We start from the raw sequence: 23,782 nt of genomic DNA, 5'->3' as shown, positions 1-23,782 counted from the left end.
TCATCGTCCTCCGGGCCGCGCCGGCGCCAGCAGCAGCGCGCCGTCCGTGCCGAACACGTAGGCATGGGCCGGGTCCAGGTGCAGCGTGACCGCGCTGCCTAGATCCAGGTGGTGCACGCCCGTGACCTGGGCCACCAGCTCGCCCCAGGGCGTGGTGGCATGCACGAAGGTGTCGGAGCCCGAAATCTCGGCCAGTTCCACCACGCCCTGCAGTGCCAGATCGCCGGGCCGGGACTGCAGGCGCAGGGCGCTGGCGCGCAGGCCCAGGGTCAGTGGGCCGGACACGGCCAGGTCCGCAGGCAGCGCCACGGGCAGCCGCGCGCCGCCCGGCAGTTGCAGCCCGCCCTCCACGGCACTGGCCACGATCAGGTTCATGGGCGGATCGCTGAAGGCGCGCGCCACGCGCAGCGAATTCGGCTGATGGAAGACCTCGGCCGTGGGGCCGTACTGCAGCAGTTCGCCCTCATGCAGCACAGCCGTGTAGCCACCCAGCAGCAGGGCCTCGCCGGGCTCGGTGGTGGCATAGACCACGGTGGAGTCGCCTGTGGCGAACAGCTGGGTCAGTTCCTCGCGCAGTTCCTCGCGCAGCTTGTAGTCGAGGTTGACCAGGGGCTCGTCCAGCAGCATCAGCGGAGCGCCCTTGGCCAGGGCGCGCGCCAGCGCCACGCGCTGCTGCTGGCCGCCCGACAGCTCGGCCGGGTAGCGGTCCAGGAACATGTCGATGTGCAGCCGCTCGGCCAGGGCGCGCACGCGCTGCGCCACGTCGCGGTCGCCGCGCAGCTTGAGCGGCGAGGCGATGTTGTCCGCCACCGTGAGCGAGGGATAGTTGATGAATTGCTGGTAGACCATGGCCACGTTGCGCTCGCGCACGGGCATGCCGGTCACATCGACGCCATCGGCGCGCACACGGCCTTCGGTGGGCACGTCCAGGCCGGCCATGATGCGCATCAGGCTGGTCTTGCCGGCCTGCGTGGCACCCAGCAGCACGGTCACCGCGCCGCTTTCCAGTTCAAGGTGCATGGGGTGCAGCCAGGTCTGGCCGCCCACGCGTTTGCTGATTCTCTCCAACACCAGTTCCACGACCGCCCTCACTGACGAGGCCGCCTCGGGGGCAGCGATTGAACAAGGAGAAACATCTCGCTCAAGGCGGCGATTGCGCGCCATCCGAAAGCAAGAACGTGATCATTTTTGTTCTTTCCAGATCGCAGCCCATCAACACATACCCTAGGTGCTGTTCTTTTTTCTTCGTTTTAAAGTTCCCCAACCCACGGCCGGCCAGGGGCAAATGCGCTATAAACCGGTCGCCCCGCCTTGTTTGCCTGAGAACGCACCAGATCTGGAATCGCCGCCGTGAACACCAATCCCCGACAACTACAGCTGCTCGACGAAGTGCGCAGCCGCCAGTCCACTTCGGTGGAGCAGCTGGCCGAGATCCTGGGCGTGACCCTGCAGACCGTGCGCCGCGACATACAGAAGCTGGCCGATGCGGGCCTGATGGTGCGCTTTCACGGCGGCGTGCGCGTGCCCAGCGCCACGGTGGAGAACCTGGGCCACACCCAGCGCCAGGTGCTGCATGCCGAAGGCAAGTCGCGCATTGCGCGCGCCGTGGCCGAGGCCATTCCCAACGGCTGCTCGCTGATCCTGAACATCGGCACCACCACCGAGGCCGTGGCCCAGGCCCTGCTCAAGCACCGGGGCCTGCGCGTGATCACCAACAACCTCAACGTGGCGGCCATCCTCAGCTCCAACGCGGACTGCGAAGTCATCGTGGCCGGCGGCGTGGTGCGCACGCGCGACCGGGGCATCGTGGGCGAGGCGGCCGTGGACTTCATCCGCCAGTTCAAGGTGGACATCGCCCTGATCGGCATCTCGGCCATCGAGCCCGATGGCAGCCTGCGCGACTTCGACATGCGCGAGGTCAAGGTGGCCCAGACCATCATTGCCCAGTCGCGCGAAGTCTGGCTGGCCGCCGACCACAGCAAGTTCCACCGCCAGGCCATGGTGGAGCTGGCACGCCTGGACCAGATCGACCGCCTGTTCACCGATACCGCGCCCCCCGCCCCGTTCGATGCCCTTCTGCGCGAAGCAGAAGTGCAATGCGTGGTGGCGCAGTAAGTTTTCCGCAGCCGCTGCGCCACCGCCCGCACAGGACACGCGCACCGGCCCTGCTTTTCCTGGATACCGCACCATGACCTATCTGCTTGCCCTGGACCAGGGCACCTCCAGCTCGCGCAGCATCGTCTTCGACACCCAGGGCCGCATCGTGGCCTCGGCCCAGCTGGAGCTGCCGCAGATCTATCCGCGCCCCGGCTGGGTCGAGCACGATCCGCGCGAGATCTGGCGCACCCAGCTGGCCACGGCGCGCGAGGCCCTGGCCAAGGCCGGGCTGGCGGCGGCCGACATCCGCGCCCTGGGCATCACCAACCAGCGCGAGACCACCGTGGTCTGGAACCGCGCCACGGGCCAGCCCATACACCACGCCATCGTCTGGCAGGACCGCCGCGCCGAGCCGCTGTGCGCCCAGCTGCGCGAGGCCGGCCATGCCGACACCATCCAGCGCAAGACCGGCCTGCTGATCGACGCCTATTTCTCGGGGACCAAGCTGCGCTGGATCCTGGACAACGTCAATGGCGCGCGCGCCGCCGCCGAGCGCGGCGAACTGGCCTTCGGCACCGTGGACAGCTGGCTGATCTGGCAGCTCACGGGCGGGCGCCGCCATGTGACCGATGTCTCCAACGCCAGCCGCACCATGCTGTTCAACGTCCACACCAACCAGTGGGACGACGATCTGCTGGCGCTGCTGGAGATTCCGCGCGCGCTGATGCCCGAGGTGCTGCCTTCCGCCGCCGATTTCGGCCGCACGGCAGCCGAGGTGCTGGGCGGCGAGATCGCCATCGGCGGCGTGGCCGGCGACCAGCAAAGCGCCCTCTTCGGCCAGGCCTGCTTTTCGGCCGGCATGGCCAAGAACACCTATGGCACGGGCTGCTTCATGCTCATGCACACGGGCGGCGTGTTCCAGACCTCCGCCAACGGCCTGCTGACCACCGCTGCGGCACAGCCCACCGCTGCGCCGGCCTATGCGCTGGAAGGCAGCGTCTTCGTGGGCGGCGCCGTGGTCCAGTGGCTGCGCGACGGACTGCGCGCCATCGAGCACAGCGGCCAGGTGCAGCAACTGGCCGAGAGCGTGCCCGACTCGGGCGGCGTGATGATGGTGCCGGCCTTCACAGGACTGGGCGCCCCCTACTGGAAGCCCGATGCCCGCGGCACCATCACGGGCCTGACGCGCGGCACCACCATTGCCCACATCGCGCGGGCTGCGCTTGAATCCATCGCTTTCCAGAGCGCCGCCCTGCTGCTGGCCATGAGCCGCGACGCGGTGGCCAGCGGCGGCGCGCCGGTCAGCGAACTGCGCGTGGACGGCGGCGCCTGCGTCAACAACCTGCTCATGCAGTTCCAGGCCGACCTGCTGGGCATTCCCGTCGTGCGCCCGGCCTGCGTGGAGACCACGGCCCTGGGCGCTGCCTACCTGGCGGGCCTGTCCTCGGGCGTGTACCAGAGCACCGAGGAACTGTCGGCACTGTGGAAGGCCGAGCGCCGCTTCGTGCCCACACTGGACAAGCACCGCGCCGACGAGCTGATGGCGCGCTGGGAGCATGCGGTGGCCCAGACCGCGCTGGCGGCCTGACAACGGGCTCACGGCCTTGTTCAAGGCGGCCAGCCTGGTGCTTGCGGGCCTGCTGCTGGCCGGCTGCGCCGCGCCGCCCCAGGCCCTGCCGTCCCCGCAGCCCACGGCATGCACGCGCCTGCAGTGGCTGGGCAGCACCACGATTGCGCGCGATGAGCCCATCCATGGCGCCACCACCGGCGGCATCTCGGGCCTGGACTACGACGCCCGGCGCGGCGACTACGTGGCCATCAGCGATGACCGCTCGGCGCGCGGCCCCGCGCGCTGGATGCGCCTGCGCATAGAGCCGCTGGACGCGGGCCAGCGTGCCGGCCCCAACCCCTGGCAGGCGCAGGTCACCGAAGTGCATCCGCTACTGGATGCCGAGGGCCGCTGGCTGCGCCCGCGCCATGCCGCGCCCGCCACCCAGCCCGTGCCCGACCCCGAAGCCATCCGCCTGCTGCCGGACGGCGGCCTGCTGTGGACCGATGAAGGCGACCCGGGCCGGGGCTTTGGCACCTCGCTGGTGAGGACCGACGCCACGGGCCGCCAGATTGCGCGGTGGTTCTACGCATTCAAGGACGAGGACGGCAGGCCGGGCCTGCGCTCGAACTTCGGCTTCGAGGGGCTGGCCGTGACGCCGGACGGCCAACAGGCCTGGCTGGCCCTGGAGGCGCCGCTGCGCCAGGACGGCCCGCGCGCCAGCGCCGCCACGGCAGGCGCGCCCGTGCGCATCAGCCTCGTCAGCCTGGACGATGGCCGGCTGCTGCGCCAGATCGCCTACCAGCCCGATGCCGTGCCGGCCGCCAGCTGGGCCCTTCCCCAGCGCGAGGTCAACGGCATCAGCGAAATCCTGCCGGACGGTCCCGACCATCTGCTGGTGCTGGAGCGCTCCTACAGCCCGGGCCACGGCTTTGGCGCGCGGCTGTACCGCATCGGCCTGGAGGCACCTGACACGCTGGCCCTGGCCAGCTTCACTCAAACGCCGCCACAGGTGGCGGTCAAGCAACTGGTGGCCGATCTGTCCACCGTGCAGCCCGGCCGGCTGGACAACATGGAAGCCATGTCCTGGGGCCCGCCGCTGCCCGATGGCACCCGCGTGCTGGTGTTCGCCAGCGACGACAACTTCAACCCGGCGCAGGCCAACCAGATCCTGATCACCGCCTACCGGCCCTCGCCGCCCTGCGCCCCCTGAAGGCGCTTCAGGGCGTGGCCTGCACCTGCTCCTGCGGCAGGTAGATGCGCGTCAGCCCGCGCGCAATCGCCTCCACGATCTGCTCGCGCCGCAGGCCGATGTGCTCGGCCATCAGGCGCTCGCTGGCCTGGGCGTCGCGCGCGCGCAGGGCCTGCAGGATTTCCAGGTGCTCGTGCTGGGTGGAGGCGCGCCCCACGTTCTCCATGTCGATCCACCGGATGAAGCGGATGCGCTCGTTCAGGCTCGCCAGCATGCGCCGCAGCTCGGCGTTGCCGGCCATGTCGGCAATGCGCAGGTGGAATCCCTCGTCCAGGTCCACCAGTTGCCGGATCGGCGTATCGGAGGCCACGCGCTGGCTCTGCTCCAGGTAGGCCAGGGCCTCGTCGAGCTGGGCATCGGAGGCGCGCTCCACGGCCAGCCGCACGCATTCGCGCTCCACGGCCACGCGGGCCTCGTACAGGTCCAGTGACTCCTTCACGTCCAGTTCGCGCCGCATGTAGCCGCGGCTGGCCGGCAGCAAAAAGCCATCGGCCACCAGCCGCGTCAGTGCCTCGCGCACGGGCGTGCGGCTCACGCCCAGGCGCAGGGCCAGTTCGCTCTCGCTCAGGCGCTCGCCTGGCTTGAACTCGTAGGAGATGGCCATGTCACGCAGCGTGCTGTAGACGCTGGAGCCCCGTTCATGGCGGATGTTGGAGATTTTCATGGCGCCATTGTGCCCTTTGGCGCTGCGCATTCTTTTAAGTATACTGAAATGGATTCTTAAAAACCCCATCACCCAACCTGCCTGGAGACTCCCGACATGACCACCGCTTTCAATGGTGCCGACGCCATGGTCCGCATGCTGCAGCTCAATGGCGTCAAGCACATCTTCGGCCTGTGCGGCGACACCAGCCTGCCCTTCTACGACGCCATGGCGCGGCTGGACCACGGCATGGACCACATCCTCACGCGGGACGAGCGCAGCGCCGGCTACATGGCCGACGCCTATGCGCGCGTCACAGGCAAGGTAGGCGTGTGCGAAGGCCCCAGCGGCGGCGGCGCCACCTACCTGCTGCCCGGCCTGGCCGAGGCCAACGAATCCTCGGTGCCCGTGCTGGGCATCACCTCGGACGTTTCCGTGGGCGCGCGCGGCAAGTTCCCGCTGACCGAACTGGACCAGCAGGCGCTGTACAGGCCGCTGACCAAGTGGAATACCACCATTGACCGCGTGGACCAGATTCCGCACGCCGTGCGCAGCGCCTTCCGCGCCATGACCACGGGCCGGCCCGGCGCCACCCATATCTGCCTGCCCTATGACGTGCAAAAGCACACGCTGGATCCGGCCGATGTCTGGGCTCAGCCAGGGCATGACCGCTATCCGGCCTACCGGTCCGCGCCCGATCCGGCGGCCGTGGCCGAGGCTGCCGACCGCCTGGTGGCGGCCCGCTGCCCCGTGCTGATCTGCGGCGGCGGCGTGCTGATCGCAGGCGCCAGCGCCGCACTGGATGCGCTGGCCACCCTGCTCAACGCGCCCGTGTGCTCCAGCGTCAGCGGCCAGGGCAGCCTGGCGGGCAGCCATCCGCTCAATGCCGGCGTGGTGGGCACCAATGGCGGCGTCGAGGCCACGCGCGCCGTGGTGGCGCAGGCGGACCTGGTGATGTTCATCGGCGCCCGTGCCGGCTCCACCACCACCGAGCACTGGCAGATGCCCTCGCGCAAGGTCACCATCGTCCACCTGGACGTGGACGCCATGACCATAGGCACCAACTACCGCACCGACGTGGCCCTGGTGGGCGACGCCCTGCTGGGCCTGCAGGCGCTGCACGCGGCCGTGCAGCAGCGCATCGCCCGCCGCCCCGCTGATGCCGCGGACGGCGCCGCGCTGGCGGCCACCGCGCGCGCCACCAAGCAGGCCTTCTTCGCACCACTGGCGGCCTCGCTGGAGCGCCCCATCAAGCCCGAGCGCGTGGTGGACACGCTCAACCGCCTGCTGCCCGCGCGCGCCATCGTGGTGGCCGACCCCGGCACGCCCTGCCCCTACTTCACGGCCTATTTCGACGCGCCCCAGGCCGGCCGGCACTTCATCACCAACCGCGCGCACGGGGCGCTGGGCTTTGCCATGTCCGCCGGCTTTGGCGCCGCCATCGGCCAGCCTGATTCCGTGGTGGTCGCGGTCATGGGCGACGGCAGCTTCGGCTTCACCTGCGGCGAGCTGGAAACCATCGTGCGCCGCAACGTGCCGCTGAAGATGATCGTGTTCTCCAACAGCGTGTTCGGCTGGATCAAGGCCAGCCAGAAGTCCGGCTACGATGAACGCTACTTTTCAGTCGACTTCAACCGCACCCACCATGCCCGCGTGGCCGAGGCCTTCGGCGTCAAGGCATGGCGCGTGGAGGACCCGGCAGACCTCGAAGCCGCGCTCAAGGCCGCGCTGATGCACGACGGCCCGGCGCTGGTGGATGTGATCTCGCAAGAGCTCCAGGACACGGCCGTGCCGGTGAGCCAGTGGATGGGTTAACGCCAGGCCCCACGCACAGATTCCCGATTTCCTGCCCGCCAATGCGCTTGAAAAGGAGCCTTCCCATGCCCCATCCACCCTCACGCCGCCAGTTGCTGCTGGCCACGGCCGCCGCATGCCTGCTGGGGCCGGCCGGCACGGCATCCGCGCAGGGCGCCGCCCCGCTCAAGCTGGTCATCACCTTCCCGCCGGGGGGCAGCACCGACATCGCCGCCCGCATACTGCAGCCGCGCCTGGGCGAGGTGGCCGGGCGCCCGGTGATCGTGGAGAACCGCCCCGGCGCCGCCAGCCAGATCGCCACCCAGTACGTGGCCAAGTCGGCCCCGGACGGCAACACCCTGCTGTTCAGCTTCGACACCCATGCCATCAATCCCATCGCCAAGTCCCGGCTGCCCTACGACACCTTCAAGGACTTCACGGGCGTGTCGCTGGCGCTGCGCTTCCCGCTGGTGATCGGTGCCTCGGCCTCGGTGCCCGCCAGGGACCTGGCCGGCTTCCTGGAGCTGGCGCGCCGCAACCCGGGCAAATACAGCTACGCATCGACCGGCCTGGGGTCCATGAACCACCTGGTGATGGAGGACATCAAGCGCCGCTCGGGCACCTACGTGCTGCACGTGCCCTACGGCGGCGGCGGCCCGGCAGTGCAGGCCGTGCTCGGCAATGTGTCCGACCTCACCCTGCTCAGCTACGCGGCGCTGCGCGGCCAGATTTCGGCGGGCAAGATCAAGCCGCTGGCAGTGACCGGCCTCAAGCGCCTGCCCGAGCTGCCCGACGTGCCCACCGTGGCCGAGTCCGGCTTCCCGGGCTTCGAGGCCTACTCGTGGATCGGCGTTTTCGCACCTTCCGCCACGCCGGCAGCCACGGTGCACAAGCTCACCGAAGACTTCCAGGCCACGCTGAACACGCCCGACATCCGCAGCAAGCTCATGCAGTCGGGCTTTGAAGTCATGGCCACGGACGGACCCGCCCTCGACCGCTGGGTGCGCCAGGAATATGAGCGCTGGGGCCGCTTCGTGCGCGACAACAAGGTCCAGCTCGAAGACTGAGAATCCGGACGGCACCCCCTTACACCACACAGGAGCTTTCATGGCACTTCCGCTGGACCACATCGTCATCGCCGTGCAGGACCTCGAGGCCGCCGTGGCGGACTACCGCGCGCTGGGCTTCCAGGTCGCCATCGGCGGCCGCCATCCGGGCCGCACCTCGCACAACGCGCTGGTCGTGTTTGCCGACGGCGCCTACCTGGAGATCATTGCCTGGACCGCCCCGGCGCCCGAAGAGCGCTGGTACCGCACGCTGCGCGACCATGGCGAGGGGCTGGTGGACTTCGCCCTGCTGCCCCAAAGCACCGCCCAGGCGCTGGCCGAGGCACGCGGGCGGGGGCTGGATACCCTGGTCGGCCCCGTGGACGGAGGCCGCGTGCGCCCCGACGGCGCGCAACTGCTGTGGCAGACGGCGCGCCACGCCACGCCCGACTTGCCCTTCCTGTGCGGCGACGTCACGCCGCGCGCCCTGCGCGTGCCCGAGGGCAGCGTGCGCGAGCATCCCAACGGCGCGCTGGGCGTGGCCTCGCTGACCGTCGCTGTGCACGATCTGGACGCCAGCCTGGACCGCTACCGGGCGCTGCTGGGCCCGGGCCTGCAGCTGGAGAGGCTGGACAACCAGGGCGCGCGGCTGGCATTGCCGGGGTTCGACCTGCTGCTGCAAGGCGCGCAGGCACTGGCGGCCTCCGACGCACTGCGCCAGCGCCTTGCCACGCGCGGAGAGGGCCCTTGCGCGCTCACCCTGCGCCAGCGGCCCGGCGCCCCGGCACAGCCCCTGGACCTGGCCACCAGCCATGGCGTGGACATGCGCTGGCACGGTGGGAACACGCTCTAAACTCTTCGTTTTCCTTCTCCACCGCCACCAGCATGAACACCGTTTCCACAGCCTCCCCTGTCATCGCCTTCATCGGTGGCGGCAACATGGCCAGCGCCATCATCGGCGGACTGATCGGCCAGGGCCAATCCGCAGACCGCATCGTCGTCGTCGAACCCTTCGAGGCTGCGCGCGACGCGCTGCGCACGAACTTCGGCATCACGGCGCATGCCGATGCCGCGGCCGCCGCCAGCGCGCTGGACGGTGCCGGCATCGTGGTCTGGGCCGTCAAGCCCCAGACCTTCAAGGAAGCCGCCCAGGCCGTGGCGCCGCATACCGCCCAGGCCCTGCACCTGAGCGTGGCCGCCGGCATTCCCACGGACTCCATCGCCCAGTGGCTGGGCACGGGCCGCATCGTGCGCGCCATGCCCAATACGCCGGCCCTGGTGGGCAAGGGCATGACGGGCCTGTTCGCCCGCGCCCAGGTCGATGCCGCAGGCAAGAGCGCCATCGAGCAGGTCGTTGCCACCACGGGCCAGTTCGTCTGGGTCGACCAGGAAGCGCACCTGGACGCCGTGACCGCCCTATCGGGCTCGGGCCCGGCCTATGTCTTCCTGTTCCTCGAAGCCATGACACAGGCCGGCGTTGACATGGGCCTCACGGCCGAGCAGTCCTACCGCCTGGGCGTGGCCACCTTCCAGGGCGCATCGGAACTGGCCGCCCGCTCCACCGAAAGCGCCGACGTGCTGCGCCAGCGCGTGACCAGCAAGGGCGGCACCACCCACGCCGCCATCACCCACATGCAGGCGCAACAGGTGCCCGAGCATTTCGTGGCCGCCATGCGGGCAGCGGAAACACGGGCCAAGGAGCTGGCCGCCGAATTCGGCAGGTAGGACACGCCCGCGCGCGCCCCTCTTTGTGGTGGCAAGGGGACGGTGCGCCAGATTCCTGCAAAAACCAGATAGTTCTGATGGTGGAAGCAAGCGGCACTCGGTAGAAATCGGCAATTGACCGGCAGCGCGGAAAGCCCCGCGCCGGTCATGACCTGCCACCGCAGTTTCCACCAAGCATCCGCCTCGGCGGGACGTGCATCGCCTGCCCGCCCCTGTCCATGGCTTGCCTTGGATTCGCTGCATTCAAGGAGAAAGCATGCGTTTCCATCCCCCTTCCGTGCCCAGGCGGCGCCGCAGCAAGCCGGCCCTGGCGGCATGCCTGCTCTGGGCATCGACCGGCCTGGCCCACGCAGTACCCGGCCCCTCCCAAAGTCCTGCCCACCACCGCGCGCACACACCAGCGCACTCACCAGCCCATGCCCCAGCACATGGCTCCGCCCAGGCCCGGCAGATACCGCACGCGCAGCAGGCCCTGCAGGGCCTGTCCGTGCCGTTCGAGGCCAACAGCGGCCAGTTCGACCCTGCCGTGGCCTTCACGGGCCGCACCTTCGCGGGCGCGATCCACGTCACCCGCCAGGGCCAGATCGTCTACAGCCTGGCCGCGCCCGCGCAGCAGCAGGGCGTGACCTCGGCCCCCCCGCCCGAGATGCCTCCCCAGGCCCCCCCCCAAGCACCCCCCAAGAAACCGCCCAAGGCGCCCGCAGGCACCCAACCCCAGGCACCGTCCCAGACCCCGCCAGCCACCCAGCCCCTGTCCGGCTGGAGCCTCACCGAAACCCTGGCCGGCGCGCTGCCGCTGTCGCCCACGGGCGGCGAGGCCGCCGCCACCCAGATCACCCGCTTCAGCGGCCCCCACAGCTATCAGCCGGCCACCTACCGCAACCTGCACCTGGGCCAAGCCTGGCCCGGCGTGCAGGTGGAACTGGCCGTGCGCGGCGCCAATGTGGAAAAGCTCTTTCACGTGGCCCCGCAGGCCGACCCCGGGCAGATCCAGGTGCGCGTGGACGGCGCGCTGTCCCTGCGCCTGGGCGAAGGCGGCGAACTGGTGGCCGCCACAGGTCATGGCGATGTGGCCTATACGGCGCCCGTGGCGTTCCAGGAAGTTGCGGGGCGGCGCGTACACGTGCCCGTGCAGTACGCTCTCAACAGCCGGGGCGATGGCTACGGCTTTGCGCTGGGGGCCTATGATCAGGCGCTGCCGCTGGTGATCGACCCCTTCCTACAGAGCACCCACCTTGGCGGGTCTGGCAACGATGCCATCACCGCCCTGGCCCTGGCCCCTGCGGGGCAGGTGCTGGTGGCCGGCATAACCCGCTCCAGCGATTTCCCCGGCACGGCCGGCGGGGCTCTGGCCCCCTCAGCGACCAACGTTCACCTCTTTGTGGCACGCCTGTCCGGCGACCTGCGCACCCTGGAGCAAAGCTCCTATCTGGGCATGAACGATGGAGGAGACTTCCACTTCCCCAGCATGGCCATCTTGCCCTCGGGCGATGTGGTGGTGGCGGGCGACACCTCGAGCGGAAATCTTCCTGGCGCGGTGAACGGAGCGCAACCGGCAAATCCAGGCGCACGCAGCGGCTTTGTCACACGCCTGTCGGCCGATCTGCGCACCCTGGTGCAGAGCACCTATCTGGGGGGAAGCGGTGGGGACAGCCTGACAGCCCTGGCCATCACCCCCTCGGGCGACATCGTGGTGGGCGGATCTACGGAGTCCTCCGATTTCCCCGGTACGGCACAGGGCGCCATTGCGGACGTAGCGCCAAATACCCGCAACGGCTTTGCGGCCCTGCTATCGGCAGACCTGCGCACGCTGGTGCGCAGCACCTATATCACCGGAGCAGACTCGCCTACGGCGCTGGCCCTCACGCCTTCGGGGGACGTGCTGGTCGCCGGCTCCACAACTTCCCCCAACCTGCCTGCCACCACCGGCAGCGCCCAGCCCAAGCCTGGGTCGGACAACGTCCTCCTCGGACGGGAGGACGGCTTCATCACACGCCTGTCCGCCGATCTGCGCACGCTGAAACAGAGCACCTACCTGGGTGGAGCGGCCAATGACGCCATCACAGCATTGGCCATCACGCCCTCCGGGGAAGTGGTGGTGGGCGGATCTACCGGTTCAAACGACCTGCCGGGCACGGCAGGCGGCGCACAGCCGGATTACTACTTCATCCGCGGCAACCCCAGCGACGGCTTCGTCACACTTCTGTCCGGGGACCTGCGCACGCTGGGGCAGAGCACCTACCTGGGTGCCGCGGACTCTGACGACATCACCGCATTGGCCATCACGCCCTCCGGGGAGGTGGTGGTGGGCGGCCATACCCGATTCTCCGGCTTTCCGGGCACAGAAGGCGGTGCACAGCCGGTTCGCGTCAGCTTCGGCTTCCAGAGCGGCTTTGTCACACGCCTGTCCGCCGACCTGCGCACGCTGGAGCAAAGCACCTTCCTGAGCGGCGAGTCCGATGATCACATCACCGCATTGGCCACCACGCCCTCCGGGGAAGTGGTGGTGGGCGGCTATACCCAATCCCGCAACCTGCCGGGCATGGCCGGTGGCGCACAGGAGACCAATGCAGGCACTGCAGACGGCTTCATCACACGCCTGTCCGCCGACCTGCGCGCCGTCTCCCCCCAGGCCATCACCTTCCCGCCCCAGGCCGATCAGGTGCTTACCGCGACCGGCGACACCTTCCAGATCAGCCCGATCGCCACGGCCAATTCCGGCCTGGCCGTGAACTACACCGCCCATACGCCGGCCGTGTGCACCGTCTCGGGCACCACGGTCACCATGGTGGATGCGGGCCCCTGCATGCTGGAGGCCTGGCTGCCCAGCGTGCCCGGCCAGTGGCTGGCAGCCAACGGCATCTTCGTGACCCTGCAGATCCGCAGGCCGCAGGTGATCTCCTTCCCGGCCCAGGCCGACCAGCCCTTCACGGCCGGCGCCAGCTTCGACCTCGGCCCGCCCGCCACGGCCAGTTCGAACCTGCCGGTGGACTACGCCAGCACCACGCCCGGCGTTTGCACGGTCTCGGGCGCCACGGTGACCATGGTCAGCGCAGGCACCTGCAGGCTCACAGCCAGCCAGCCGGGCAACACGCTGTGGCTGGCGGCCACTGACGTGTCGCAGGACATCGAACTGGTGGCCAGCACCGTTTCACCTCCGTCGCCACTCCCGCCACCTCCTCCTCCCGCACCCGGCCCGGGACCCGGCGCTGCGTCCCCCGTGCCCGTGCCCACCCTGGGCCCCTGGGCCCTGGTCTGGCTGGGCACGCTGGCGGCAGGCCTTGGCGCCATCTCGCTGCGCCGCCGGGCGCGCCATAGCAGCGCTCGCTAGCAACGCACGCGTGGCCGGGCAGGAGGGGATAGCCCCCGTGCCGGTCACGCCCCAGGAACCCGGCCCCGCCAGGCCTCCGCCTGCGGGGCTCACGCCCGGAGGCAGGCTTGCCTCGGGGCGGCCGCATTCAGGGAGACCCCATGAGCCTCTTTCTTCAGCCTGCGCCCTGGCTCCGGTGGCGCAGCACAAGTCGCCCAGCCCTCCTCTGGCTCGCCATGGCAGCAGCCGCATGCATGGCCGCCAGCACCGCCCATGCAGCGCCGGGTGAGAGACCCGGTGCGGCGCAGTTGCAGCATGCGAAGCAGGCCCTGCAGGGCTTGTCCATGCCCTTCGAAGCCAACAGCGGCCAGTTCGACCCGGCCGTGGCCTTCATGGGCCGGACCTTCGCGGGCGCCGTCCATGTCACGCACCAGGGGCAGATCGTGTACGGCCTGCCCGGGCCCGACACGGGACGGCTGGCGGACTGGGCAAGAAGCAAAGCGGCCGGCGGTGCGCCCAAGAGCGCCCCCATCCTGCGGCCCGGCTGGAGTCTCACGGAAACCCTGGTCGGCGCGCTGCCGCTGTCGCCCTCGGGCGGCGAGGCAGCCGGCACCCAGATCACCCGCTTCAGCGGCCCGCACCGCTACCAGCCGGCCACCTACCGCAACCTCCACCTGGGCCAGGCCTGGCCCGGCGTGCAGGTGGAGCTGGCCGTGCGCGGCACCAATGTGGAAAAGCTCTTTCACGTGGCGCCGCAGGCTGACCCCGGGCAGATCCAGGTGCGCGTGGACGGCGCGCTGTCCCTGCGCCTGGGCGAAGGCGGCGAACTGGTGGCCGCCACAGGCCATGGCGATGTGGCCTATACCGCGCCCGTGGCCTTCCAGGAAGTTGCTGGGCAGCGCGTGGAGGTGCCCGTGCAGTACGCGCTCAACAGCCAGGGCGATGGCTACGGGTTCGCACTGGGAGCGTATGACCGGGCGCTGCCGCTGGTGATCGATCCACTGCTGCAGAGCATCTATCTGGGCAGCCCCGAGAGTTCCTGGATAGAGGCCATAGCCACAGCCGCCCCTTCAGGCGACGTGCTGCTGGCCGGCACTACCCTTTCCAACCGATTCCCCGGCACTGCGGGTGGAGCGCAGCCTGCGAGCCCCCCTGGCATATTTGCATTGCATGGCTTCGTCGCCCGGCTGTCCAGTGATCTGAGCCGCCTGATACAGAGCACCTACCTGAGCGGGTCGTGGGGCAGCCAGATCCACGCACTGGCCGTCACGGCGTCGGGTGACGTGGTGGTAAGCGGCGAGACGATGACCAGCGATTTTCCCGGCACGGCCGGGGGAGCACAGCCTGTGTCGCTCAGCGTTCCTGCGGGCTTCGTCGCCCGGCTTTCCGGCGACCTGCGCACCCTGGAGCAGAGCACCTATCTGACCGGAGACGGCTGGGTGGTCGCCACTGCCCTGGCCCTTCCTGCCTCGGGGGAGGTCGTGGTGGCCGGGGACACCCTTGCCAAGGACCTGCCCCGCGCGGCCAACGGAGCCCAGCCCGCCCTCAGCGCCGATCGTGACGGCTTCGTCATGCGCCTGTCCGCCGACCTGCGCACCGTGGTGCAAAGCACCTATCTGGGCGGGACGGGAGCGGAGAGTATCTCCAATATCGCCATCGGACCTTCAGGAGAGATACTCGCCGGCGGGCAGACCCAATCCCCCGATCTGCCTGCCACGGCGCACGCAGCCCAGCCAGACATCAGCGGCGATGCCGACGGCTTCATCGCATTGCTTTCAGGCGATCTGCGCACCCTGGTGCGCAGCTCCTACCTGGGGGGGAACGGCTGGGAGACACTCTCGGCATTGGCCTTCCACCCCTCGGGAGAGATCGTGGCAGCCGGGCAAACATCGTCCTCTGCCTTTCCTGGCACGAGCGGTGGTGCGCAGCCTGCCAGCAATGGCAACTACCCCGGCTACATCACAAGGCTGTCCGCCGATCTGCGCACCCTGTTGCAGAGCACCTATCTGGGCGGCGCAAACCCAGACTGGATCGCTGCCCTGGCCATCGCTCCTTCGGGCGAGATCCTGGTGGCCGGCAACACCTCATCCGACAATTTTCCCGGCATGGCGGGCGCCATTGAGCCTGTCTACGGTGGTGGATTTCAAACCGGCTACGTGGCACGCCTGTCGGACGATCTGCGCACCTTGGAGCAAAGCACCTACCTGGGCGCAAGCGGCCTGGATGGTGTCACCGCGCTGCACATCACTGCTTCTGGCGAGCTTCTGGCCGGGGGCTACTCCGGAGCACAGTTCACGAACCCTGATGCCTTTGTCTCACTCCTGACCGTGGACCTGCGCGCCCTCTCCCCCCAGACCATCACCTTTGGGCCACAGGCCAGCCAGGTCCTCGGCAGCCCTGGCTCCACCTTCACCATAGACCCTCCCGCCACGGCCAGCTCCGGCCTGCCGGTGGACTACGGCAGCGCCACCCCGGCCGTCTGCACCGTCTCGGGCACCACGGTCACGATGATCGATAGCGGCATCTGCACCCTGGTGGCCCGCCAGGCGGGCAATGCCCACTGGCTGCCCGCCGACGCAAGCGCCGATGTCCGCATCCGCAGAGCCCAGGCCATCCGCTTCCCGGCACAGGCCAGCCGGTCCTTCGAGGCGGGAACGGTCTTTGCCATCGACCCGCCCGCCACGGCCAGCTCCGGCCTGCCGGTGGAATACGCCAGCACGACCCCAGGCATCTGCACGGTCTCGGGCAACAGGGTCACGATGGCAGGCGAAGGCATCTGCACGGTGACCGCCAGCCAGCCCGGCGATGCACGGTGGATGCCGGCCACCGAGGTGGCGCAGGACATCGCGCTGACTGCGGTGGTGCCGCCTACCCTGCCGCTCCCCGTAGATCCTCCTGTAGATCCACCCGTAGATCCTCCTGTGGATCCACCTGTAGACCCACCTGTAGACCCACCTGTGACTCCACCCGTGCCACCGCCCGCTCCGGCGCCCATTCCCGCACTCGGCGCCTGGCAGCTGGCACTGCTGGGTGCCATGGCGGCAGGCTGCGGAGCGCACGCACTGCGGCGGCGTGGCGCCTTCAGCGCAAGGCGAACCCCAGCGCCACGCCCGCGAACAGGCTGGCACCGATCCAGTGGCTCTTGCTGAAGGCGACGAAGCAGCCCTCGCGCGTGCGGTGGCGGATCAGGGTGAAGTGCCAGATCACCTGGGCCGCGGCCACGGCCAGGCCCAGCCAGAAAGGCCAGGCCAGGCCATAGGGCGCCAGCGCCCAGACGGTGAGCAGGCCGCAGAGCACGAAAAAGCCCATGACGGCCACCACGTCGAAGCGGCCCAGGGTGATGGCCGAGGTCTTCATGCCGATCCTGAGGTCGTCGTCGCGGTCCACCATGGCGTATTCGGTGTCATAGGCCAGCACCAGGAACATGTTGGCGAGCCACAGAATCCAGGCCGTGGCCGGCACCTGGCCCTGCACGGCGGCGAAGGCGATGACGATGCCGAAGTTGAAGGCAATGCCCAGGAAGGCCTGGGGCATGGCGAAGAAGCGCTTGGTGAACGGATAGAGGATGGTGAACAGCACGGCGGGCACGGACCAGGCCACGGCCTCCCAGCGCGTGGTCAGCACCAGGCCCAGCGAGACCAGGGCCAGGGCTGCGCCCAGCAGCGCGGCCTCCTTGACCGAGACCTGCCCCGAGGTGATGGGCCGCTGCGTGGTGCGCTTGACGTGGCGGTCGAAGTCGCGGTCGGCGATGTCGTTGATGCAGCAGCCGGCGCTGCGCATCAGCACCGTGCCCAGCACGAAGACCACCAGCAGATGCCAGCCCGGAAACCCGCCCGCTGCCACCCACAGTGCGGCCAGCGTGGGCCAGACCAGGACCAGCCAGCCGGCCGGCCGGTTGAAGCGGACCAGGTCCAGGTAGAGCGACAGTTTGCTGCGCCGGGGCGCAGGCATGGGCGTAGAGGAGGTGGTGGGCATGGCGTCTGGGCGCCGATGGCGGCCGTGGGCCGACCATCGCACGCATCACATTCGAAAATGCCCGCATTGTCGCCGCTGGGCGGGCAGGCTCGGCGGCGCGCCTCAGCAGCGCCTGCCGGCAACGCGGGTTTGCGCCCACTCCACGGCACAGATCACCAGCGCCATCCAGGCCAGGCCCAGCAGCCAGCCGGCCAGCACATCGCTGGCATAGTGCACGCGCAGCACCACGCGGCTGGTGCCCACGCCCAGGGCGACAGCCAGGGCCGCCAGGCCCACGGGCCAGCGCCAGGCCGGGCGCAGGTACGGCAGCAGCAGCCAGGCCAGCATCAGGTAGAGCACGAAGGTGCCCGCGCTGTGGCCGCTGGGGAAACTGAAGCCGCCTTCAGGCACCCAGCCACCCACGGGGCGCGGACGGCCCACGCTGGTCTTGATGGCGCGTATCCACAGGCCCACGCCAGCCGTGGCCACCACCCAGGCGGCCGCATGCAGCCAGTCGCGCCGCCACAGCAGCAGCGCCAGCACGGCGGCCGACAGCGACACCATCCAGGCCACATTGCCCAGTTGGGTGAAGGCGACCACGGGGCGCACCCAGGCATCGGTGGCATGGCCGGCCAGCCACAGGTGCAGGGCCTCGTCGAGCACCGGCCAGTCGGTGCAGGTGGCGCAGCCTGCGGGCTGGGCCAGGCCCAGCATGTCGCGCACCATCACGGCCAGTGCCAGCAAGGCCAGCACGCCGGCGGCAGCCAGGCCCAGCCATGCGGCCCGCGGCATGGGCAGGCCTGCGTGGCGCAGCCGGGCCGTGGCAGGCAGGCGCAGATAGAAAAAAAGGCCGCCCAGGGCGGCCAGTACCAGGCACAGGCCGCCCGTGGCGGCGTGTGCGTCAATCCAGGTCCAGAGCATGCGGTGGCATCACTCCCGGGCCAGGGTGGGTACGCGGGAAGACTGGGGTTTGCGCAGCATCAGTCTTCGAGCAGGGCGCGCAGCATCCAGGCGGTCTGCTCGTGCACGGTCAGGCGCTGGGTCAGCAGGTCGGCCGTGGGTTCGTCGCTGGCCTTGTCGGCCAGGGGGAACAGGCTGCGCGCCGTGCGGGCCACGGCCTCGTGGCCGGCGACCAGGATGCGCACCATCTCCAGGGCCTTGGGCGGGTCGTGGGGCACGTCGGCCAGGCTGGTGAGCTTGCCGAAGTCGGCATAGGAGCCCGGCGCGAAATGGCCCAGCGCACGGATGCGCTCGGCGATGGGGTCGACGGCGTTCCACAGCTCCGTGTACTGCCCCATGAACATGGTGTGCAGCGTGTTGAACATCGGGCCGGTGACGTTCCAGTGGAAATTGTGCGTGGTCAGATACAGCGTGTAGGTGTCGGCCAGCAGGGCCGACAGGCCCTTGGCGATGGCCGCGCGGTCCTTGTCGCTGATGCCGATATGGATGGCGGAGGAGCGCACGGACGCCGGTGCCACGTCGGCCAGCGCGGCCTTTGCAGGCTGCACTGCCTTGTCCGCCTTGTCGGCCTGCACGGCCTCTGGCTTCTTTGCACCGGACTTGTCTTTGCTGGCATTTTTGGCCATGGGATCCCTTTCAGCTTCGTACAAACGGAAGATGCTCCCGGCAGGTCGCCCGGGAGCCAGTTGCAACGATAACGCAAGCGCAGCGGCCCCACAGGCCCGGCGCGCGCGCCGGTGCGGTCATCAGGACAGGCGTTTGACGCCGGGCAAGGCGCAGGCGTAGACGGCGTTGCGCAGGGCGGCGATGGCCTCGTAGCGCGTGAAGCTGCGGCGCCAGGCCAGGACCACGCGGCGTGTCGGCGGGGCCGAGCCGTCGTCCTCGAGGATGGGCAGGTAGCGGATGTGCGGCTCGTCGGTCTTGCGGCGGCGCGCCGTGGTCTCCAGCGCATCGGCGGGCACGGACAGGCGCGGCACCAGGGTCACGCCCATGCCGGCGGCCACCATGTGCTTGATGGTCTCCAGCGACGAGCCTTCGAAGGTGCGGCGAATGCCTTCGGCATTGCTGGCATAGCGTGCGAACTCGGGGCAGACCTGGAGCACATGGTCGCGGAAGCAGTGGCCCGAGCCCAGCAGCAGCATGGTCTCGTTCTTGAGATCGCTGGTGGAGACGTGGTCCTTCTGGGCCAGCGCATGGGTGCTGGGAACGGCGGCCATGAAGGGCTCGTCGTACAGCGGCGCCAGCGCCAGGCCGGTGTCGGGGAAGGGCTCGGCGACGATGGCGCAGTCGATCTCGCCGGTGCGCAGCATCTCCAGCAGCTTGATGGTGTAGTTCTCCTGCAGCATCAGCGGCATCTGCGGCGTGCGCATGATGGAGTTGCGCACCAGGTCCGGCAGCAGGTAGGGGCCGATGGTGTAGATCACACCCAGGGTGAGCACGCCGGACAGCGGGTCCTTGCCGCGCTTGGCGATTTCCTTGATCTCGGCGGCCTGCTCCAGCACGCTTTGCGCCTGACGGATGATCTCCTCGCCCAGCGACGTGACCGACACTTCGCCGGCACTGCGCTCGAAGAGCTTGACATCGAGCTCCTCCTCCAGCTTCTTGATCGCCACGGACAACGTGGGCTGGGACACATAACAGGCTTCGGCGGCGCGGCCAAAATGCTTTTCACGTGCCACGGCCACGATGTATTTGAGTTCGGTAAGTGTCATTGGCGAGCTGTGTCTGGGAGGGAGCCTCGGAAAATACGATGGTCTTACACCAAGAACCTGTGCCGGAACCTTTGTGCAATCAGGCCTTGCGGCCCGCTTGCCGGGGTGCTCCCCTAAAAAGTTCCTGCACAGGTTCTAGGATTTGTCCTAATTCGATTGTGCCAGTCCTCGTCCGCGCATGACCACTGCGCGCTCCCCGACCCGCCGGCTTTTTGTATTTATCCACCTAGTGCAACGGCCGGCGCATCCGGTCGCGTTGCTGCATGAGCTGGTCCATGCCTATCAATGCAGCCAGGCCTATGGCCACGATCACGGTAAAGACCGGAAGGTCCAGGGCGCTGATCACGGCAAAGCCTTGCGGCCTAGCATAACGCTGTGCCTCTGAAATGCATACGAAGTCCGCTGCGGCCATGCCGGTGTAGTGCATGGAACAGACCGCCGCGCCCATGACGGCGGCGGCCAGCGCACGCATGCCCGGCGAGCTGGTGCGAAACGACAGCCACAGCGCGGCGCTGGCCGCGGCCACGGCGATGCCTACGGACAGCAGCACGGTGGGAACGGACCAGACGATGAAGCCCGGAAAGCGCATGCCATACATGCCCAGGTAATGCATGAAGGCCACGCCCAGGCCCAGCAGGGTGCCAGCGGCCAGCACGCGCGCCCCGCTTTCGGGCCGCCGCGCGACAAAGGCCAGCGCCACCGAGGTGGCGGCAACGGCGGCGCACAGGGACAGCAGGGTTTCGACCATGGAGTAGCCCGAACCCATGCCCAGGTTCAGCGCCAGCATGCCCGTGAAATGCATGGACCACACGCCGATGCCGCCCAGCGCCGTGCCCGCCGCCAGCAGGTTCAGCCAGCTGATGCCCTCGCGTCCCCGGATGCGCTGCGCCGCAGTCAGGGCCACGAAGGAGCCCAATACGGCAATGCCATAGGACAGGACCACCAGGCCCATGCGCCAGGAGGTCTCGACGATCTCATTCGCTTGAACGGCTTCATTCATGTTGGCAGCTCCTCATTCGCAGAAAAATGGGACAACACAAGAGTGATCGCGGCCGTCCTCCCGTGGGGGAGGCTTGGCAGGCCATCCCCTCCCGGATGGAGCTACCCTGTTTTTTGTGACTCAATGTACCAAAAGGTCACAAATATTCAATGCCGTAACGGGACGACGCTGTCACCGCCAGGACGGCATGAAGCGCTCCATTTCGATGGCTACAACGCGTGTGGAAACCATGTCTGGCGCGGGCTGCAGGCCTGCGGAAGATGCAGCCGCCAGGCAGCGCCCGGACACGTAAAAATACGTAACACAGCCACCCGACAGGAATGGAACGGGCCGATCAGGCCTTGAGGAATTCGGCCTTGCCGCCCAGCCAGCGGCCCACATGGCGCTGGGCCAGTTGCGGGTGCTGCTCCAGCATGCGCGGCGCCAGTTCGCGTGCCCAGTCGAGCAGCATGAGGTCCTGCTCCAGGTCGGCGAAACGCAGCATGGGAGCGCCGGACTGGCGCGCGCCCAGGAATTCCCCGGGGCCGCGGATCTCCAGGTCGCGCCGCGCGATCTCGAAGCCGTCGTTGGTCTCGGCCATGGCGCGCAGCCGGTCCTTGGCCGTCTCGCCCAGGCGCCCGCTGTCTCCCACCGAATACAGCAGCACGCAGGCCGAGGCCGCCGCCCCCCGCCCCACGCGCCCGCGCAGCTGGTGCAACTGCGACAGGCCGAAGCGCTCCGCATGCTCGATGACCATAAGCGAGGCGTTGGGCACATCAACGCCCACTTCGATCACCGTGGTGGAGACCAGCACGCCCATGACCCCGGCGGAGAACAGCTCCATCACGGCCTTCTTCTCGGCCGTGGGCATGCGCGAGTGCAGCAGGCCGACCATGACGTCGGGCAGCATCTCGCTCAGATAGGCATGGGTGGCCGTGGCGTTGGACAGGTCCAGCGCCTCGCTTTCCTCGATCAGCGGGCAGACCCAGTAGACTTGGCGTCCTTCCGCGACCTGGGCGCCTATGCGCTCGATGACCTCGTCCTTGCGGCTGTCGGCAATGAGCTTGGTGACGATGGGCGTGCGGCCCGGCGGCAGTTCGTCGATGGTGGACACATCCAGGTCGGCGTAGTAGCTCATGGCCAGGGTGCGCGGTATCGGGGTGGCGCTCATCATCAGCAGATGGGGCTCCATGCCCGAGGCCGCGAGCTTCTGGCGCAGCGCCAGCCGCTGGGCCACGCCGAAGCGGTGCTGCTCGTCGATGACGGCCAGCGCCAGGTTCTTGAACTGCACCTGGTCCTGGATGACGGCATGCGTGCCCACGACCAGGGCCGCCTCGCCGCTGTGGACCAGCTCCAGCATGGCGGTGCGTTCCTTCTTCTTCTGCGCGCCGGCCAGCCAGGCCACGCGCTTGCCCAGCGGGGCCAGCAGCGGCTCCAGCCAGCCGACCAGCTTGCCGAAATGCTGCTCGGCCAGGATTTCGGTGGGCGCCATCAGCGCGCACTGCCAGCCGGCCTCGATGCAGGCCACGGCCGACAGCGCCGCCACCACGGTCTTGCCCGATCCCACATCGCCCTGCAGCAGCCGGTGCATGGGCATGCGGCGCTCCATGTCGGCAAGGATCTCGGCCACCACGCGCTGCTGGGCGCCGGTCAGGCCAAAGGGCAATTGGTCCAGGAACTGGCGCGCCAGGCCCTGGGCGCTGTCCATGGGCAGGGCGCGCAGCACGGGCGCCCTGAGCCGCGCGCGTTCGCGCTTGGCCTCGTATTGGGACAGTTGCTGGGCCAGCAGCTCCTCGGCCTTCAGGCGCTGCCAGGCCGGGTGCGAATGGTCTTCCAGCGTGGCCAGGGCCACATCGGGCGTGGGGTGGTGCAGGAACTGCAGCGCATCGCGCAGGCTGAACAGTGGCGGCAGCCCGCCATTGCCATGGAACTGCGCCACGGGCGGATGCTCGCCCTGGGGCAGGGTATCGGAGAGATCGGCGCGCAGCATGGCCGTGACCGCCGCGCGGCGGATGTAGGCCTGGGGCAGACCCGCCACCGTGGGATAGACGGGCGTGAGCGCAGTGGGCAGGTCGCCGCCCGCCGCGCGAAACGCCGGGTGCAGCATCTGCCGGCCCCAGAAGCCGCCCTTGACCTCGCCGCGGATGCGCAGCCGCGCGCCAACGGACAGGGTCTTCTGGTGCGAGGGGTAGAAGCTGAAGAAGGTCAGCACGCATTCGGCCGTGCCATCGTCCACCGTGACCTTGAGCATGCGGCGCGGGCGCAGTTGCACCTCGCTGTGGGTCACCGTGGCCTCGATCTGCACCGTGTCGCCCTCGCGGGCATTGCGCAGCGCGGTGATGCGCGTCTCGTCCTCATAGCGCAGCGGCAGGTGCAGTGCCAGATCGATGTCGCGCACCAGGCCCATCTTCTGCAGCGCCTTCTGCGCGGCGCTGGCTGCGGGCTTGTCTCCTGCTTTGTCCGCTGCCTTGCCGCCCTTGCCTGCGGCCTTTCCCTTGCCGGCACGCGCGGCCTTGCCGCCGGGGGCGTCGCGCCCCAGATCTGGGAAGGCAGAGGAGACGTTCAAGGGCATGGGCTATCCTGTTTCAGAGCATGCGCATGGGCATGGGCGGGCATGCAGCATAGTGTATGAATATACAGGTGTAGGCAACACGCCACGTTCATGCCGGATGCCCTTGCCCAAAGCACCCTTGAGGCCCCGGGTCTCTGGGGAAGCCGCTACCATGCACGCTGACGTTACGTAGTGTTACCCCGCCACCGA

17 protein-coding genes are annotated in these 23,782 nt (G+C 69.0%); 9 read left to right on the top strand and 8 right to left on the bottom strand.

Going from position 1 to position 23,782, the window contains the following annotated elements; translation table 11 throughout:
• Entirely contained in the window at positions 1 to 1,080 is a 1,080-nt protein-coding gene (locus LGR64_RS22880; protein WP_034389948.1) for an ABC transporter ATP-binding protein, read from the bottom strand.
• 270 nt (positions 1,081 to 1,350) lie between these two features.
• Between LGR64_RS22880 and LGR64_RS22875 the strand changes: the two genes are divergently transcribed.
• The 3 genes from LGR64_RS22875 to LGR64_RS22865 all read left to right on the top strand — a co-directional run bounded on the left by LGR64_RS22875 (position 1,351) and on the right by LGR64_RS22865 (position 4,859).
• Positions 1,351 to 2,115 (top strand): DeoR/GlpR family DNA-binding transcription regulator, encoded by a 765-nt coding sequence (locus LGR64_RS22875; protein WP_012202956.1) that lies wholly within the window; start codon positions 1,351 to 1,353, stop codon positions 2,113 to 2,115.
• Positions 2,116 to 2,188: 73 nt separating this feature from the next.
• The gene (gene glpK / locus LGR64_RS22870) at positions 2,189 to 3,685 is read left to right on the top strand and encodes a glycerol kinase GlpK (RefSeq protein WP_012202955.1); all 1,497 of its coding nucleotides are present in this window, start codon (positions 2,189 to 2,191) and stop codon (positions 3,683 to 3,685) included.
• Positions 3,654 to 4,859, top strand: a complete 1,206-nt coding sequence (locus LGR64_RS22865) for an esterase-like activity of phytase family protein (protein ID WP_174549359.1) — start codon at positions 3,654 to 3,656, stop codon at positions 4,857 to 4,859. The genes glpK and LGR64_RS22865 overlap by 32 nt, the downstream gene beginning before the upstream one ends.
• Positions 4,860 to 4,866: 7 nt before the next feature.
• Here the strand turns inward: LGR64_RS22865 and LGR64_RS22860 are convergent, their stop codons facing one another.
• The gene (locus LGR64_RS22860; RefSeq protein ID WP_034398102.1) at positions 4,867 to 5,562 is read right to left on the bottom strand and encodes a GntR family transcriptional regulator; all 696 of its coding nucleotides are present in this window, start codon (positions 5,560 to 5,562) and stop codon (positions 4,867 to 4,869) included.
• Between the two features lie 96 nt (positions 5,563 to 5,658).
• Between LGR64_RS22860 and LGR64_RS22855 the strand changes: the two genes are divergently transcribed.
• From LGR64_RS22855 to LGR64_RS22830, 6 genes are all read left to right on the top strand, one after another.
• Positions 5,659 to 7,356: a thiamine pyrophosphate-binding protein gene (locus LGR64_RS22855; protein ID WP_034389946.1), complete on the top strand. Its 1,698-nt coding sequence runs from the start codon at positions 5,659 to 5,661 to the stop codon at positions 7,354 to 7,356.
• A 65-nt stretch (positions 7,357 to 7,421) separates the two neighbouring features.
• Positions 7,422 to 8,402 carry a tripartite tricarboxylate transporter substrate binding protein gene (locus tag LGR64_RS22850; RefSeq protein ID WP_034389944.1) on the top strand — a complete coding sequence of 327 codons (981 nt, stop codon included), beginning with the start codon at positions 7,422 to 7,424 and terminating at the stop codon, positions 8,400 to 8,402.
• Positions 8,403 to 8,442: 40 nt separating this feature from the next.
• Positions 8,443 to 9,234, top strand: a complete 792-nt coding sequence (locus LGR64_RS22845; protein WP_034389942.1) for a VOC family protein — start codon at positions 8,443 to 8,445, stop codon at positions 9,232 to 9,234.
• A gap of 32 nt (positions 9,235 to 9,266) precedes the next feature.
• Positions 9,267 to 10,106 carry a pyrroline-5-carboxylate reductase gene (proC, locus tag LGR64_RS22840; protein WP_034389940.1) on the top strand — a complete coding sequence of 280 codons (840 nt, stop codon included), beginning with the start codon at positions 9,267 to 9,269 and terminating at the stop codon, positions 10,104 to 10,106.
• A gap of 256 nt (positions 10,107 to 10,362) precedes the next feature.
• On the top strand, positions 10,363 to 13,437 hold the full coding sequence (locus LGR64_RS22835; protein WP_230357054.1) for an IPTL-CTERM sorting domain-containing protein: 3,075 nt from the start codon (positions 10,363 to 10,365) through the stop codon (positions 13,435 to 13,437).
• A gap of 233 nt (positions 13,438 to 13,670) precedes the next feature.
• Positions 13,671 to 16,565 carry a DUF7948 domain-containing protein gene (locus LGR64_RS22830; RefSeq protein WP_141830693.1) on the top strand — a complete coding sequence of 965 codons (2,895 nt, stop codon included), beginning with the start codon at positions 13,671 to 13,673 and terminating at the stop codon, positions 16,563 to 16,565.
• On the opposite strand, the gene ubiA is transcribed toward LGR64_RS22830, so the two are convergent.
• The 6 genes from ubiA to recG form a co-directional block, all read right to left on the bottom strand.
• Positions 16,498 to 17,367, bottom strand: coding sequence for a 4-hydroxybenzoate octaprenyltransferase (ubiA, locus tag LGR64_RS22825; protein WP_043783182.1), 870 nt, complete (start codon positions 17,365 to 17,367; stop codon positions 16,498 to 16,500). The genes LGR64_RS22830 and ubiA overlap by 68 nt on opposite strands.
• Positions 17,368 to 17,493: 126 nt before the next feature.
• Positions 17,494 to 18,291 (bottom strand): phosphatase PAP2 family protein, encoded by a 798-nt coding sequence (locus LGR64_RS22820; protein ID WP_141830695.1) that lies wholly within the window; start codon positions 18,289 to 18,291, stop codon positions 17,494 to 17,496.
• 59 nt (positions 18,292 to 18,350) lie between these two features.
• Positions 18,351 to 18,956 carry a Dps family protein gene (locus LGR64_RS22815; RefSeq protein WP_043822499.1) on the bottom strand — a complete coding sequence of 202 codons (606 nt, stop codon included), beginning with the start codon at positions 18,954 to 18,956 and terminating at the stop codon, positions 18,351 to 18,353.
• A gap of 120 nt (positions 18,957 to 19,076) precedes the next feature.
• Positions 19,077 to 20,042 (bottom strand): LysR substrate-binding domain-containing protein, encoded by a 966-nt coding sequence (locus LGR64_RS22810; protein ID WP_013804463.1) that lies wholly within the window; start codon positions 20,040 to 20,042, stop codon positions 19,077 to 19,079.
• A 226-nt stretch (positions 20,043 to 20,268) separates the two neighbouring features.
• The gene (locus tag LGR64_RS22805; RefSeq protein WP_141830697.1) at positions 20,269 to 21,042 is read right to left on the bottom strand and encodes an MHYT domain-containing protein; all 774 of its coding nucleotides are present in this window, start codon (positions 21,040 to 21,042) and stop codon (positions 20,269 to 20,271) included.
• A 334-nt stretch (positions 21,043 to 21,376) separates the two neighbouring features.
• Positions 21,377 to 23,593, bottom strand: coding sequence for an ATP-dependent DNA helicase RecG (gene recG, locus LGR64_RS22800; RefSeq protein ID WP_141830699.1), 2,217 nt, complete (start codon positions 23,591 to 23,593; stop codon positions 21,377 to 21,379).
• Positions 23,594 to 23,782: the final 189 nt, after the last annotated feature.

This window comes from Delftia sp. Lp-1, assembly GCF_020523835.1.
In the GTDB taxonomy this organism is placed as follows: Bacteria; Pseudomonadota; Gammaproteobacteria; order Burkholderiales; family Burkholderiaceae_C; genus Comamonas; species Comamonas acidovorans.
This window is presented reverse-complemented; position numbering and strand designations above follow the sequence as displayed.